This window comes from Salibacterium qingdaonense (assembly GCF_900114715.1).
In the GTDB taxonomy this organism is placed as follows: Bacteria; Bacillota; Bacilli; order Bacillales; family Marinococcaceae; genus Salibacterium; species Salibacterium qingdaonense.
On the sequence record NZ_FOTY01000012.1, the window covers coordinates 1 to 13,274 of the forward strand.

Consider the following 13,274-nt stretch of genomic DNA (forward strand, 5'->3'; position numbering starts at 1 on the left):
CATCTGAAAGCGTGAGGAAGATCCCCACTTTTCCCCGTCGACCAGGCGGTCGACAGGCCCATCCGGTATTAGCCCCGGTTTCCCGGGGTTATCCCGGACTTTCAGGCAGGTTGCCCACGTGTTACTCACCCGTCCGCCGCTCGTTCCACGGATTTCCACCCCGGAGGATTTCCGTCCGCTTCCCGCGCTCGACTTGCATGTATTAGGCACGCCGCCAGCGTTCGTCCTGAGCCAGGATCAAACTCTCCATTAAAAAAGTTTGATGCTGTGCTGTGTTTCTTATCTGTATGGTCCGTAGACCATTTGAATTGACAGACGCTTGACTTTCATTCAATTTTCAAAGGGCAGATGTCAGCGCCGCTTAATCAGCGACTTTTATAATTTATCATTTCTTCAAGTAGTTAGTCAATAACTTTTTTTGAAGAAATTCAGCCGCTGTCTGTTGTTCCCTCAACAGCGACAATGAATACTTTACCACCGTACCTGTAGTGAGTCAACATTTCAGCAGAATTTTTTTTGAAATAAATTCGCCCGTTGAATTCATCCCTGTTGTGCAGGCATTTCCCAGTTTGTGCCGATGCAATTCTTTGCGGCGTTCTCCGTTTCGCAAATCGAAGGGAACGACCGCTGATGAAAGCCGCACTTTATGATATACTTTCACCACAGGAGGTATTGTATGGCATCAAAAGGAATGAATAAGATTAATCGAATCAGGACGTTTGCCCTCTCCCTTGTCTTTATAGGAATCCTGGTTATGTATATTGGAATCTTTTTCGATTCCTCCCCCTTGATAATGACAATAAGCATGATCATCGGTTTTGTTTTTGTTATATCAAGCAGCGGGATTTATTTCTGGATCGGCATGATTTCCACCAACACCGTGAAGGTGGAATGCCCCGGGTGCGGAAAAGTGACCAAGGTACTGGGAAGAGTTGATGCATGTATGTATTGTGATGAGCCTTTAACACTCGATCCCGAGTTGGAAGGAAAAGAATTTGATCCATCCTACAATCGTGGATCTTCCCGGCATAAATCCTGACTCTGAAGAAAAAAAGGCTCTTTACGAGGTCTTCCTCCTAAAGAGCCTTTTTTCTTTTAATGAGCAGCAACTTTACAGTCCTGGCAGCTTCCATATATCTCCATCCGGTGGTTATGCACCTGAAATCCGGTAACCTGTTCAGCCAGCGTTTCCACTTCATCCAGACCGGGATAATGGAAATCCACTATTTTCCCGCAGTCTGAACAAATGATGTGATAATGGTCGGTTGTTACACAGTCAAATCGGCTCGATGAGTCTCCATACGTCAGTTCTTTTACAATACCGACATTTTTAAATACGCGGAGGTTGTTATATACCGTAGCAACGCTCATGTTTGGGAATTTGCTTTCAAGGGCCTTATAAATGTCATCAGCTGTTGGATGATTCATTGTTTCATACAAATATTCCAAAATGGCATGACGCTGCGGAGTCATGCGAACCTTCGTATTTTTAAGCGTATTTACCGCTTCCTGAAGATGTTCGTTCGCCATCGCCATGCACCTCTCTTTCTCCATTCACCAATTATTACATGATAATTCTTATAAATAATTCTATAGTAAATACGGAAATATTGTCAATGAAAGTATCTCTCAGGAGTTTTTCTCTGGATTTTTGAAAAAGGCTGCGTTCTCTGCAGAAAGAACAAAATACGTAAACCGGCGGGGGGCTTCAGACTGCCTTCCTTTTTTCGATTCGAGAGAAGTGCAGGCTTCTTGCAGGTGCGCTTTCAAATCTTCGAGATTTTCTTCTTCCACACCAAAAAGAAAGGTCGTGCTTCCTTTTTTAATAAAACCTCCGCTGCTTGAAAGTTCTGTCATCCGGTATCCTTTTTTGTTCATTTGTTTTTCAATATGAGACGTATAATAATTATTCACGATGCAGATCATCAGCTTCATATTCCATCCACCCCCGGCCTTTGTTTCTAATACTTTATTATATCACGTCCGCTTTTTTAGTGACACAGAGAAAAGGAGAGAATAAATTTCGTTTCAGGAGCTTTTGAGATTGTCTTTTATATATTGCAGTGTCTCCTGCACGTGATTCTTCACTTTCACGTTCTTCCATTCTTGAACAATGGTTCCTGATTCATCAATGATGAAAGTGGAACGGACGATTCCCATGTATTCTCTTCCGATGTTCTCTTTGAGCTGGTGAACGCCGAAAGCATCAGCCAATTCTTTGTTTTCATCGGCCACAAGTGGAAATGGGAGTTCATTTTTTTCTATAAATTTCTGATGTGAATCCAGCGAATCGGGGCTGACACCAAGAATCTGCGTATTTTCTTCCTCAAAATCCGCTGTCCAGTCCCTGAAATCACAAGCCTGAGTTGTGCACCCCGGGGTCATGTCTTTCGGATAAAAATAAAGGACGACGTTTTCACCTTCATAATCAGCGAGACTGATGCTGCCCCCGCTGCTTACGGGCAGTGCAAATTCAGGCACTTTTTTTCCTATCATATCTGACACGTTCATCATCCTTTCGTGTAATTCCAGAGGGCTGTTATTGATCCTCTCTCCTTCATGATACAATATGCGTTGAAAGTTTTCATTCGAGGAGGAACAATAATGGACAGAAAACATTCCCAGCACTTGTATAATGAAGCATGTGAACATATTGTCGGCGGGGTGAACAGTCCCTCCCGCTCCTTCAAAGGAGTCGGGGGCGGCGTACCGGTTTTCATGGAAAAAGGAAACGGAGCGTACCTGTATGACGTAGACGGGAGCACCTACATCGATTATCTTGGTGCATACGGGCCGATTATCACGGGCCATGCCCATCCACATATTACTCAGGTGGTAACGCGCGCAGCGGAAAACGGTGTTCTGTACGGTACACCGACTGTACTTGAAAACAGATTTGCCAAAATGCTGAAAGAAGCCATCCCTTCTTTGGAAAAAGTTCGTTTCGTGAACTCAGGTACAGAAGCAGTCATGACAACGATACGCGTGGCCCGCGCTTATACCGGCCGTACAAAAATCGTGAAATTCTCCGGATCCTATCACGGGCATTCCGATCTGGTGCTGGTCGCAGCGGGATCCGGACCCGCCACTTTAGGATCGCCGGACTCTGCGGGCGTAACAGAAAATACCGCTGAAGAAGTGATCACTGTACCATTTAATGACACCCAGGCGCTGCAGGACGTGCTCGACAAATGGGGAGATGACATCGCTGCAGTACTAGTAGAACCAATTGTCGGCAATTTCGGTATTGTCGAACCTGCAGAAGGATTTTTGGAACAAGTGAATGAAGCTGCTCATGACACAGGTGCTCTTGTTATTTATGATGAAGTCATCACCGCTTTTCGTTTTACATACGGAGGGGCACAGGACATCTACGGAGTGAAGCCGGATATGACGGCGATGGGTAAAATTATCGGCGGCGGCCTTCCGATCGGCGCATACGGCGGCCGGGTCGATATTATGGAAAATGTTGCCCCCCTTGGACCCGCCTATCAGGCCGGTACGATGTCGGGGAATCCGGTATCCATCAGTGCCGGCATCGCCTGCCTTGAAGTGCTCGGTCAGGACGGTGTGTACGAGCACCTCGATCACCTCGGTAAACGACTGGAAGACGGACTGTCTCATATTATTAAGGAACACTCCATCCCGGCTGTCATCAACCGCCGCTGCGGAGCACTGACCCTCTTCTTTACAGACCGGAAAGTCACTGATTACGACGGTGCGGACGAAAGTGATGGGGAGTTATTTAAGACATTTTTCCACCTTATGCTGGATCAGGGCATTAACCTGGCCCCTTCCAAATACGAAGCATGGTTCTTAACAACCGCTCACACCGAAGCAGACATTGATCAAACGATTGAAGCTGCACGCCACGCTTTCAGCCAAATCGAAAAAAACAGACAGTAAGTGATTACCTTACCCGGTGAATGGGAATACAGAGTGAGTAACAAAGGAGGGGCAGGACATGCAGAACGAAGAAACAAAACAGTGGCTTCAGGAACCCGTTCGTTTGATGCGCAACAAACTTCTCCCGAAAGTACCCGGGCCCGTCAAAAAGCAGATTGAAGGGGAAATCGAAAGACTGGAAGACATATTTCTCGATTACCGTTCCCCTCGTTTTGCCATTGTCGGCCGCCGCGGAGCGGGGAAATCCACATTCATTAATGCTGTTTTTCAGGAACCCGCTGCCAAAACCGGTTCCGTTAAGGCGCAGACAGGACGCGGTGTATGGCATTCTTTCCATAAAGACAATGGAGTATCAGGCGCCATGGATATTCTTGACACAAGAGGTATCGGAGAAGGATCTCGTCCGGAAGAAGCAGCTGATGAAGCTGATTCTCTTGAAGAAACGAAACGCTCCCTGCGCGAAAAAAGTCCCGATGTGTTTTTGTTTCTTGTAAAAGCCAAAGAAGTCGATGCCCGGATTCAGGAGGACATCGACCAGCTTCAGGAACTTCGTGCGTATGTTGAAGATGTTCACCAGTATGTCCCTCCTGTCATCGGTATTGTCACGCAGGTGGATGAACTCGATCCTGTTTATGATACAGAACCTCCTTATGAAGCAGAAAAAAGAACTAACATCGATCACGCAGCCTCCCATCTTGAAGACAAACTCAAAGATCAGATGGAAGGCGTTATTCAGGTGTTTCCGGTTTGTGCGTACCTTGCCTTTAAAAATGGAGAAATCGTATACGACCGGCGCTGGAATATGGAAGAAACCCTCCATTATCTATTGGATCACCTGCCGGGCAGCACTTGGCTGCAATGGGCAAAAATTACCCAGGCTGCCGAAATCCAGCGCAGTATTGCCCGTTCGATTGGCAAAAGCGCCTCTCTTATCAATGGCGGTTTCGGCGCGCAGCCGATCCCCATCGCAGACATGCCGGTCATTACAGGAGTGCAGATCTCGATGATTACAAGCATCGCCTACATTTCAGGCCGCGACCTCAACCGCAAAAGCATTCTCGAATTTCTCGGCGCCCTCGGTATTAACATAGGGGCTGCTTATGCCTTCCGCCAGGCAGCACGATCGCTGAGTAAAGTCGTCTTTCCGGGCGCCGGTCATGTTATTTCCGGAACCATTGCCTCCGCTGCGACATGGTCGCTGTGCAAAGCAGCCATCGCTTACTTCATTGACCGTCAGACTGCTGAGGAGGCAAAGAAGGTTTTTGAAAAAACACGGCAGGAAGAAGAACCGCCGCAGCATTAAATCCGCGTCACTTTATAGAAAGAAAGGACTTGGAACATCACATGCGATTAGGGGCTCGAATATTTAAAACAGGGCTTGCCATCATAGCTGCTATTTACGCCGCTTCCTGGATTGGGCTTGATCCGCCGTTCTTCGCAGCCATCTCGGCAACGTTTGCTATCCAGCCTTCCATTTACAAATCATATCAAACCATTCTCGAACAGGTTCAGGCAAATGTCCTCGGGGCTGCCATCGCCATCGTCTTCACGATAGCTTTTGGGCATGAACCTTTCGTGATTGGCGCAGCGGTGATGCTTGCCATCAGTATCATTTTGAAATTAAAACTGGAAAGCTCTGCGATTTCCCTTGCACTGGTTACGATCATTATTATCATGGGCCGCCCCGGAGACAGTTTTCTTATGTTTGCACTCGAGCGATTCTCACTCGTGATGCTCGGGGTGCTGGCAGCTTTTCTTGTGAACATTCTGTTTTTTCCGCCGAAGTATGAAACAAAGCTTTACTATAAAATGACGGACCTGACCGATGAAGTCATCCGTTGGACGCGTCTTATCCTTCGGCACGAAACCAATCAGCAGAGCCTGAAACAGGACATACCAAGAATCAATGAATCCATTGTGGAAGTGAGTAATCTTTATCTTCTTTTTAAAGAAGAGCGAAGTTATTTAAGGAACCATAAGCTCGTAAAGGCGCGCAAAGTTGTACTGTTTAAACAGATGATAACGGCTCTGCAGCATATCTTCACCATTCTTAAATCCATCAACCGGTACGAAAATGAGCTGTATCACCTGCCTGAAGATATGCAGAAACAGATCAAATCCCAGGTTGATCAACTGATGGACTACCACGACCGGATTCTCCTTCGTTACGTGGGAAAAGTCCACTCCCAGCTTCCAGGGGATATGGAAGAAGAAGTGATGAAGGGAAAAACACAGCTCGCCGAACAATTTATGAAGGTGTATGATGAAGAGAAACATCTGAAAGAAGAATGGTTCCATGTTCTTCCGGTGGTTGCCCATATCATGGAATACCAGGACCACCTCGAACACCTGGACCGGCTCGTCGAAAGTTTCTTCAGCTATCATCAGGATGATAATGCGGTCTATATCGAACAGGAATAAAAAAGACGGAGCGGGATGAACTTTCCCGCTCCGTCTTTTTTATACATGCTGCACATCATACAGTCTCCTGTAGGATCCGTTTTGTTTCATAAGCTCTTCATGCGGGCCGTCTTCGACTACTCTGCCGTTCTCCATCACGATGATGCGGTCGGCGTGGGTGACGGTGGACAATCGGTGAGCCACGATAAATGTGGTCCTGTCCCGGGCAAGCGTCTCCATCGCTTCCTGAATCAAGTGCTCGCTTTCAAGGTCGAGCGCGGACGTTGCTTCATCAAATATCAGCATCGGCGGGTTCTTCACAAACACTCTCGCAATCGCGATACGCTGTTTCTGGCCGCCGGACAATTTGACTCCTCTCTCCCCTACCGGCGTGTCATAGCCTTCCGTGAGATTCTGGATAAAGTCGTGGGCATTGGCAGCCTTTGCTGCTGCTGTGACTTCTTCATCGGTTGCATCCGGATTCCCCATGCGGATATTCATCTTCACCGATCCGCTGAATAACACATTGTCCTGAAGCACCATGCCGATTTTGTCACGCAGCGTACGGACCTGGTAGTCGCGGATATCTTTGCCGTCCAGCTTGATCCGTCCACCGGTGACATCGTAAAAACGGGGTATAAGACTGACAAGCGTACTTTTTCCACCGCCGCTCATTCCGACAAGGGCGATCGTTTCTCCCGCTTTAACATTCATGTCCACCGATCGAAGGACTTCTTCACTTTCATCTTCATAATGAAAGGATACATCTTCAAACGCCACGTCCCCCCTCGTATGGGTGAGCGGTACAGCATCACTTTTGTCTTCAATATCATACTGCTCATCCACAAACTCAAACACGCGGTCCATCGAAGCAATAGACTGGGTCAACGTCGTCGAAGAATTAATCAACCGCCGCAGCGGGGCATACATTCGTTCCATGTAGGTGACAAATGCCGTCATTTCTCCGACGGACAGACCTGATGTAATGACGAAATAACCGGCTGCCATAATAACCAGAAGCGGTGCAATATCGGTGATGGTATTCACAACAGCAAACGTTTTGGCATTCCACTTCGTATGGTCAACGGCTCTCTCGAGAAATGTACTGTTGCGCTGATCGAACTGCTCCTGTTCATAATCCTCCAGCGCAAAACTCCGGATCACATTCATGCCCTGAACCCGTTCATGAAGATGACCCTGCACATCGGCAAGCGCAGCCGACCGGCGTGCCGTCAAGTCACGGAGTCTCGTGTAGAAATAATTAATGGATATAATATAAAGCGGGAACAGCGACACAGAAACAAGAGTGAGCCAACCGTTCATCGTCAGCATAATAACAAGAACGATAAGGATTGTAGCCAGATCAAGCCAGATATTCATCATTCCTGTGATGACGAAGTTCTTCGTCTGCTCCACATCATTAATGACGCGCGATATAATCTCGCCTGCCTTTCGGTTGGAATAAAAACGCAGGCTTAATTTCTGAATATGGGTAAACAACTGATCCCGTATGTCATAAAGAACTTTGTTTCCTGTCCACTGCGCAAAATACTGACGGTAATATTCCACCGGCGGCCGTGTGACTAAAAACAGCACAACCGCACCGCCTGTGATCCAAAACAGGGTGGAAAGTTTTTCTGATACGGCCATTCCATCAGCCAGTATAATTTCATCAATCACATGCGCAAGAATAAGAGGGGTGAGAAGCGGAATTCCAAACTTCAACACCCCGATAATAACGGTTATGACAATGATTTTGTTATAAGGTTTGACAAACTGTAAATACCTGCGGATACTGCCCATGATTCACCTCATTCTACCGAAAAAAGAGAAACCGCTCGTACCATTTTTCCACGAAACTTGGTTCAAACGGTCCTTTGCGCTGGTAAATCCAGCTCTGCAGCTCTTCAAGTCCTTCTGAAATTTTTTGTTCCAGTTCCGGGGGATAGTTCATTTTTCTTTTATGCAGCTCGTACTCATCTTCATCGAGAACATGATAAGTCATATCAGGAAAGACCTTTATATCCAGATCATAATCAATATATTTTAACGCTTCTTCGTCCCACACAAACGGAGTGCCGACGTTACAATAGAAATGAATACCGTCGGAGCGGACCATTCCAATCGTATTAAACCACTTATCTCTATGGAAATAACAGATGGCAGGCTCTCTTGTCCGCCACACACGGCCGTTCGCCTCATGGACACGGATACGGTCGTTGCCGCCGATTATCTCTTTGGATGTTCCTTGAAGAATAAAGGTTTCTTCCCAGATCCGGTGAAGAGTGCCGTCATGTTTATAACTTTGAATTTCTATTACGCTGCCTGTTTCCGGGAAATCCATGCCTTTCTCCTTCCTGCTGCAAAACGTAAATATTCCTGCCAACTTATTATACATCCAGCGGAAGACGAAGAAAACCGAAGAAACTTTGCTCATCCACCTGTTACAAATGATTTGACGTTTATCGCGGTATTGGTAAGGGAAAGTTCTAAATAAACAGCAGAGCATAAGGAGGATATTGTCATGTCAAAAAAGACACCAGATCATGAATACGAAGAGAGACATATTGAAAAAAAAGAAGATAAATCAAATGTAGCTGCAACTTTTATTAAATATTTCGCTTACGTTCTTATCTTTTTCGGCTTTTTATGGTTTCTCGTACAGTATGTATTCCCCATGTTTCCGCAGTAAACGGGAATCAAGATACATGCGTACACGATGTAAAAAGACCTCTCTGGATTTTGTAATCCAGAGAGGTCTTTTTTGTTACGTTACTGCTGTTGTTGATTCTGGCTTTTCTTCTGCTCGGACTGCTGGTTTTGTCTGCGGACTTCCTGTGCGTCCGTTTCACTTGCAAATTCAGTCTGCTGACTTTGACTTTGATTTTGAGCAGAAGCCGCGTTTTGACGGCGTACCTTCTTAGCGTCGGTTTGTGAAGCGTTGTTTTGCTGCTGGTTGTTCATAGCCATTCTTCATCACCCCCACATCGATTAATCTGCCCGCTCATCCGGCAGATTATCCATAACGGTGGTGGTAATATCAGGTTAAAAGCGAAATGCCTCCATCAATAATAATCGTCTGCCCCCGAATCATGGACGCTTCATCCGACAACAGAAACATTACCCCGTCGGCAAGATCCGTTGTGGTCACCATTCTTCCGGCCGGTGTCCGTTCTTCTGCTTCACGAAGCAGCTCCTCCCTGTTCGGAAAATGAACAAGAGCATCTGTGTCCACCGCACCTCCGGAAACCGCATTGACGACAATTCCCTTTTCCGCAAGTTCCACTGCCAGATACCTTGTGAGCGCCTCTACAGCGGCTTTGGATACGCCCACCGCTGTGTAATTTTCTAAATAACGCTGCGCTCCGAGTGAACTAAGACTGACTATTTTTCCTCCGTCGTTCTTTTCCATCAACGCTGCTGCTTCCTGAGCGCAGAAAAGAAGCGCCTTGCTGTTAATATTCATCGTCCAGTCCCAGTGGCTTTCCTCCAGTTCCATTGCCGGACGCAGAACGCCGGAAGCAGCATTATTTACAAATACATCCAAACGTCCGAATTGTTCTTCAACAGCGGAAAATAATTCCTTTACTTTTTCCGGTTTTCCTACATTTGCTTTCACCGTTAATGCTTTCACACCGTATGTTTCAATTTCTTCTGCGGTTTCAATAGCCGCACTTTTACTTCGTGCGTAATTAATAACAATATTATATCCTTTTGCAGCCAGCTTCAGAGCAATCTCCCTGCCGATGCCGCGGGTACTTCCGGTGACGAGAGCTGTTTTTTGTTCCATCGTCTCCTCCTTTCTAAGCACCACATCATTATAACGTATACGCTCCAGCCATCCCACAAAAATAATGTAAAAAACGTATATTCCATGAAGGGATTCCTGTAGTGTAATTTCCTGCCGCACCGGGTATAATCTTTCAAAAAGTGCTGGAAAGGAGAATTTCCGTGGAACGTCTTACGTATTATGTCGAGCTTGAGCAGCCTATGATGGGCATTACCGACATCAAAACAAGTGAAAATACCATTCAGTACGAAATACACGCCACACCTAATGAAAAACATGAACTGGAGAAAATGATAAACAAGGTGCAGCATGAAGAATTAAGTGGCACAGATATCATGGCACGTGTGCATGATGAAACGAAAGCTGATCAGGCCAAGCATGAAATGAAAACAGAAATGCAGGAGCTGTATCAGAAAATTTATGAGCTGGGCGCCCCGGAAACAAAGGAATTTTTCCGGAGTCAGGGACTGGTGTAACGTATAAAACCTGTCCATTCGCGGGATAGTAATGGCACGTATAAAACAGGAGGCAGAAAACGTTGGATAAACAAACGTACTACGTGAACCTGAATCCAATCAGCATGGATGATGTCAGCCGCGTGAAAATACCGGACAGCAATCTGATTCAATACGAAATTGAGGCCGATCCGGAGGAGCTCAAATCCCTGGATGTGCTTTTAAATGAAACACAGGATCACGACCTGGAATCGCGCAACCTGCTCACGTTCCGTCATTTTGACGAATCCATTGAAGAAGACGACCGCCGTGAATTTCAGCGGGGCATGGACCATGTGCTGGAGAAGATTTATGAACTCGGAACTCCGGAAACGAAACAAAAAATGGAGGAGGCCCGTATTCTGAATGACGATCCTAAACGGAATATGAGAAAGCCTCCTCACTGAATGTTTTATTACATGTTCATGTTGGACTGTCCCCCGTCGACATTAAGGCTTGCCCCGGTTACCCACGACGCTCGTTCCGACGCCATAAAGGCAGTCACATCGGCAATTTCCTCAACCGTCCCAAAACGTCCGGCAGGGATTTGTTCCTTTACAAACTGATTGATTTTTTCCGGATTTTCCTCCAGACGCTTCTGCCAGTTGCCGCTCGGATGAAGAATGGCCCCTGGAGCAACCGAGTTTACCCACACCCCAAAAGGTGCTGCTTCATCAGCGAGCGCTTTCGTAAAACTGATCATGGCTGCTTTTGCATTGTTATAGGTGGCCTTCCCGCCGGATTCCCTTCCGAAAATAGAAGAGATATTAATAATGCTGCCGCTCTTATCTTCTTTCATGGCGGGAAGAACAGCCTTACTGAACTGAACTGCCGATAAATAGTTCAGCTGGATGGCCTCTTCGAAAGAAGAGAGCGGCGTTTCTTCAATACTGCCGCCGCTGCTTCCGCCGACATTGTTGACAAGAATGTCGATCGAACCAAGCGCTTCGACCGCTTCGCTGTATGCACGATCCCGCTCTGATTCTTCCTTCAAGTCCGCCTGAATCAAGTGCATGTCTCCCAGTTCTTCCTGCGCCTGCTGCAACCCCTCTTTTGATCTTGCTGCAATCGCAACTTCTGCTTCTTCGGCGAGAAAGCGGGCAGCAATTCCTTTACCTATTCCTTTTGAACCACCAGTAATGAGTACACGTTTTCCTTTCAGTCCTAAATCCATGATGAGGTCTCCTTTTCTTTTCGTTCTTCGAGTATTTTTTGATGGGATACAGGAAAGGCATACTGATTTATATCCTCCCAAGTTACCCACCGGCTGTCCGGATCCTGTACATTACTTTCTGTAGTCCACGCTTCAAAGACGGTGATGTACCATATTAAATGAGAAAAAACATGTTCCACTTTTTGAACCGGTTCTTTAACCTGAGCGGTCACTCCGTATTCGCCGGCAAGATAATGTTCCAACGCTTCTGTCCGCTTCCTGCCCTCCGGCACCTCCGTATTTGGAAACTCCCAGAGTCTGGCAAGCAGCCCCGTCTCCCCGCGTTGATGAATAAGAATCTGTCCGTGTTCATTTTTCACCACCGCAGCAGCCATATCTTTAGCTTTCGGAGGTTTCTTTTTTGCTTTCACCGGAAGATCTTCCGCCGTACCTGCCCGGCGCGCTTCACAGAAATCCTGAACCGGACAAAGCAGACAACCCGGGGATTTCGGCGTACAAACGAGCGCGCCAAGTTCCATCACGGCCTGGTTAAATTCAGACGGCTTCACCTCTTCCAGAAATGGAGCCACAAGAGATTCAAATCGTTTTCTTGTTTTTGCTTTCCCTATATCATCGGAAATATTGAAAATCCGCGAGAACACCCGCATCACGTTTCCATCTACTGCAGGTTCGGGTTTTTCGTAAGCGATGCTGAGCACCGCCCCTGACGTGTACGGTCCTACCCCCTTCAGCGACGAAAAAGCATCCCGGTCTTCCGGGACTCTGCCTCCGTATTCTTCCACCACTTCTTTCACTGCAGTCTGCAGGTTACGTACTCTGGAATAATAACCAAGACCTTCCCATGCTTTCATCACCTTTTCCTCTTCAGCATACGCGAGAGCTTCCGGGGTTGGAAATTCATTCATAAAATGATGAAAATACGGGATAACGGTATCTACTTTTGTCTGCTGCAGCATAATTTCAGAGACCCACACTTTGTAGGGGTCCTGGTCCTGCCGCCACGGCAGTTCCCGTTTATGATGGCTGTGCCACGACAGCAGAGCATCCTGAAAGGCATGAATTGTTTCATCATCGGTGTATGTGTGCATGTCACGTTCCTCCAAGCTTTTCTTCCAGTTCATCATTTTTGGACACAAATCCCCAGCAATGAAGATGGTCCAGGCCGCCTTCCAGACATTCGTCCAATTTTCCGAACACCGGATGATTCTTTGAACGACGGGCCTCTTTTACGGTATGATAGACAGACAGGCTTTCGAGTTCGAACATTTCTACATATAATCTGTCTTGATCAACAGCTTCCAGCCACTGGAAAGAAGAAGCACCTAAGGCGTCAAGGGCTTGGGCTGTTTCCTCCATGAGCTGCCTGTACCGCTGCTCTTTGCCGGCGGCAATTTTATACTCTATAAAGATATGTATTTTTTTCTGCATACGGTTTTATTCCCCTTTTGATGCGTTCTATAATCGGGTATAACTAATACAGCCGGGAAAATGCGGAGTAATCGGTTTACCC

The 13,274-nt window shown here is 46.7% G+C and carries 17 protein-coding genes and 1 rRNA gene; 7 read left to right on the forward strand and 11 right to left on the reverse strand.

The genetic code is table 11. From position 1 onward, the window contains the following. A 16S ribosomal RNA gene (locus BM058_RS10345) occupies positions 1 to 253 on the reverse strand; the annotation flags it as partial. 423 nt (positions 254 to 676) lie between these two features. Here BM058_RS10345 and BM058_RS10350 point away from each other — a divergent pair. Beyond that, positions 677 to 1,039, forward strand: a complete 363-nt coding sequence (locus BM058_RS10350; protein ID WP_090926970.1) for a YgzB family protein — start codon at positions 677 to 679, stop codon at positions 1,037 to 1,039. Positions 1,040 to 1,095: 56 nt separating this feature from the next. Here BM058_RS10350 and perR read toward each other — a convergent pair whose 3' ends face one another. The 3 genes from perR to bcp all read right to left on the reverse strand — a co-directional run bounded on the left by perR (position 1,096) and on the right by bcp (position 2,511). Further along, the gene (perR, locus tag BM058_RS10355; RefSeq protein ID WP_090927057.1) at positions 1,096 to 1,530 is read right to left on the reverse strand and encodes a peroxide-responsive transcriptional repressor PerR; all 435 of its coding nucleotides are present in this window, start codon (positions 1,528 to 1,530) and stop codon (positions 1,096 to 1,098) included. A 99-nt stretch (positions 1,531 to 1,629) separates the two neighbouring features. Then, positions 1,630 to 1,935 carry a cyclic-di-AMP receptor gene (locus tag BM058_RS10360; RefSeq protein WP_090926971.1) on the reverse strand — a complete coding sequence of 102 codons (306 nt, stop codon included), beginning with the start codon at positions 1,933 to 1,935 and terminating at the stop codon, positions 1,630 to 1,632. Positions 1,936 to 2,028: 93 nt separating this feature from the next. Then, the gene (bcp, locus tag BM058_RS10365; protein WP_407690176.1) at positions 2,029 to 2,511 is read right to left on the reverse strand and encodes a thioredoxin-dependent thiol peroxidase; all 483 of its coding nucleotides are present in this window, start codon (positions 2,509 to 2,511) and stop codon (positions 2,029 to 2,031) included. Positions 2,512 to 2,604: 93 nt separating this feature from the next. Here bcp and BM058_RS10370 point away from each other — a divergent pair, with 93 nt between their 5' ends. The 3 genes from BM058_RS10370 to BM058_RS10380 are packed head-to-tail and all read left to right on the forward strand — an operon-like array spanning position 2,605 to position 6,327. Further along, positions 2,605 to 3,906: a glutamate-1-semialdehyde 2,1-aminomutase gene (locus BM058_RS10370; protein WP_090926973.1), complete on the forward strand. Its 1,302-nt coding sequence runs from the start codon at positions 2,605 to 2,607 to the stop codon at positions 3,904 to 3,906. 58 nt (positions 3,907 to 3,964) lie between these two features. Further along, positions 3,965 to 5,209 carry a GTPase family protein gene (locus tag BM058_RS10375; protein WP_090926974.1) on the forward strand — a complete coding sequence of 415 codons (1,245 nt, stop codon included), beginning with the start codon at positions 3,965 to 3,967 and terminating at the stop codon, positions 5,207 to 5,209. Between the two features lie 29 nt (positions 5,210 to 5,238). After that, complete coding sequence (locus BM058_RS10380) at positions 5,239 to 6,327, forward strand: FUSC family protein (RefSeq protein WP_322787879.1); 1,089 nt, start codon at positions 5,239 to 5,241, stop codon at positions 6,325 to 6,327. A 39-nt stretch (positions 6,328 to 6,366) separates the two neighbouring features. Here the strand turns inward: BM058_RS10380 and BM058_RS10385 are convergent, their stop codons facing one another. Further along, the gene (locus tag BM058_RS10385; protein ID WP_090926975.1) at positions 6,367 to 8,109 is read right to left on the reverse strand and encodes an ABC transporter ATP-binding protein; all 1,743 of its coding nucleotides are present in this window, start codon (positions 8,107 to 8,109) and stop codon (positions 6,367 to 6,369) included. 13 nt (positions 8,110 to 8,122) lie between these two features. Then, positions 8,123 to 8,650: a nucleoside tri-diphosphate phosphatase gene (gene ntdP, locus BM058_RS10390; protein WP_090926976.1), complete on the reverse strand. Its 528-nt coding sequence runs from the start codon at positions 8,648 to 8,650 to the stop codon at positions 8,123 to 8,125. 180 nt (positions 8,651 to 8,830) lie between these two features. On the opposite strand from ntdP, the gene BM058_RS18250 reads away from it, so the two are divergent. Next, the gene (locus tag BM058_RS18250) at positions 8,831 to 8,998 is read left to right on the forward strand and encodes a hypothetical protein (protein WP_177195516.1); all 168 of its coding nucleotides are present in this window, start codon (positions 8,831 to 8,833) and stop codon (positions 8,996 to 8,998) included. Positions 8,999 to 9,078: 80 nt separating this feature from the next. On the opposite strand, the gene BM058_RS10395 is transcribed toward BM058_RS18250, so the two are convergent. Next, positions 9,079 to 9,270, reverse strand: coding sequence for a gamma-type small acid-soluble spore protein (locus BM058_RS10395; protein WP_090927059.1), 192 nt, complete (start codon positions 9,268 to 9,270; stop codon positions 9,079 to 9,081). Positions 9,271 to 9,346: 76 nt separating this feature from the next. Continuing rightward, on the reverse strand, positions 9,347 to 10,096 hold the full coding sequence (fabL, locus tag BM058_RS10400) for an enoyl-[acyl-carrier-protein] reductase FabL (RefSeq protein ID WP_090926977.1): 750 nt from the start codon (positions 10,094 to 10,096) through the stop codon (positions 9,347 to 9,349). A 161-nt stretch (positions 10,097 to 10,257) separates the two neighbouring features. Between fabL and BM058_RS10405 the strand changes: the two genes are divergently transcribed. Both BM058_RS10405 and BM058_RS10410 read left to right on the forward strand, forming a co-directional pair. Continuing rightward, positions 10,258 to 10,572 (forward strand): hypothetical protein, encoded by a 315-nt coding sequence (locus tag BM058_RS10405; protein WP_090926978.1) that lies wholly within the window; start codon positions 10,258 to 10,260, stop codon positions 10,570 to 10,572. Positions 10,573 to 10,634: 62 nt separating this feature from the next. Continuing rightward, positions 10,635 to 10,997 carry a hypothetical protein gene (locus tag BM058_RS10410; RefSeq protein ID WP_090926979.1) on the forward strand — a complete coding sequence of 121 codons (363 nt, stop codon included), beginning with the start codon at positions 10,635 to 10,637 and terminating at the stop codon, positions 10,995 to 10,997. A gap of 8 nt (positions 10,998 to 11,005) precedes the next feature. Here the strand turns inward: BM058_RS10410 and BM058_RS10415 are convergent, their stop codons facing one another. Genes BM058_RS10415 through BM058_RS10425 form a run of 3 tightly spaced genes read right to left on the reverse strand, consistent with a single transcriptional unit; the run spans position 11,006 to position 13,192 of the window. Next, the gene (locus BM058_RS10415; protein ID WP_090926980.1) at positions 11,006 to 11,764 is read right to left on the reverse strand and encodes an SDR family NAD(P)-dependent oxidoreductase; all 759 of its coding nucleotides are present in this window, start codon (positions 11,762 to 11,764) and stop codon (positions 11,006 to 11,008) included. Further along, on the reverse strand, positions 11,755 to 12,888 hold the full coding sequence (gene mutY, locus BM058_RS10420; RefSeq protein ID WP_090926981.1) for an A/G-specific adenine glycosylase: 1,134 nt from the start codon (positions 12,886 to 12,888) through the stop codon (positions 11,755 to 11,757). The genes BM058_RS10415 and mutY overlap by 10 nt, the downstream gene beginning before the upstream one ends. Then, on the reverse strand, positions 12,854 to 13,192 hold the full coding sequence (locus BM058_RS10425) for a hypothetical protein (protein ID WP_090926982.1): 339 nt from the start codon (positions 13,190 to 13,192) through the stop codon (positions 12,854 to 12,856). Before BM058_RS10425 ends, mutY begins: the two co-directional genes overlap by 35 nt. Positions 13,193 to 13,274: the final 82 nt, after the last annotated feature.

Excerpts from the sequence above, each read along its gene's own strand:
- mutY (WP_090926981.1), bottom strand. The coding sequence starts at position 12,888 with ATGATGAACTGGAAGAAAAGCTTGGAGGAACGTGACATGCACACATAC.
- BM058_RS18250 (WP_177195516.1), top strand. The coding sequence starts at position 8,831 with ATGTCAAAAAAGACACCAGATCATGAATACGAAGAGAGACATATTGAA.
- BM058_RS10415 (WP_090926980.1), bottom strand. The coding sequence starts at position 11,764 with ATGGATTTAGGACTGAAAGGAAAACGTGTACTCATTACTGGTGGTTCA.
- BM058_RS10370 (WP_090926973.1), top strand. The coding sequence starts at position 2,605 with ATGGACAGAAAACATTCCCAGCACTTGTATAATGAAGCATGTGAACAT.
- fabL (WP_090926977.1), bottom strand. The coding sequence starts at position 10,096 with ATGGAACAAAAAACAGCTCTCGTCACCGGAAGTACCCGCGGCATCGGC.
- BM058_RS10375 (WP_090926974.1), top strand. The coding sequence starts at position 3,965 with ATGCAGAACGAAGAAACAAAACAGTGGCTTCAGGAACCCGTTCGTTTG.
- BM058_RS10350 (WP_090926970.1), top strand. The coding sequence starts at position 677 with ATGGCATCAAAAGGAATGAATAAGATTAATCGAATCAGGACGTTTGCC.
- BM058_RS10385 (WP_090926975.1), bottom strand. The coding sequence starts at position 8,109 with ATGGGCAGTATCCGCAGGTATTTACAGTTTGTCAAACCTTATAACAAA.
- BM058_RS10425 (WP_090926982.1), bottom strand. The coding sequence starts at position 13,192 with ATGCAGAAAAAAATACATATCTTTATAGAGTATAAAATTGCCGCCGGC.
- bcp (WP_407690176.1), bottom strand. The coding sequence starts at position 2,511 with ATGAACGTGTCAGATATGATAGGAAAAAAAGTGCCTGAATTTGCACTG.
- perR (WP_090927057.1), bottom strand. The coding sequence starts at position 1,530 with ATGGCGAACGAACATCTTCAGGAAGCGGTAAATACGCTTAAAAATACG.
- ntdP (WP_090926976.1), bottom strand. The coding sequence starts at position 8,650 with ATGGATTTCCCGGAAACAGGCAGCGTAATAGAAATTCAAAGTTATAAA.
- BM058_RS10360 (WP_090926971.1), bottom strand. The coding sequence starts at position 1,935 with ATGAAGCTGATGATCTGCATCGTGAATAATTATTATACGTCTCATATT.
- BM058_RS10395 (WP_090927059.1), bottom strand. The coding sequence starts at position 9,270 with ATGAACAACCAGCAGCAAAACAACGCTTCACAAACCGACGCTAAGAAG.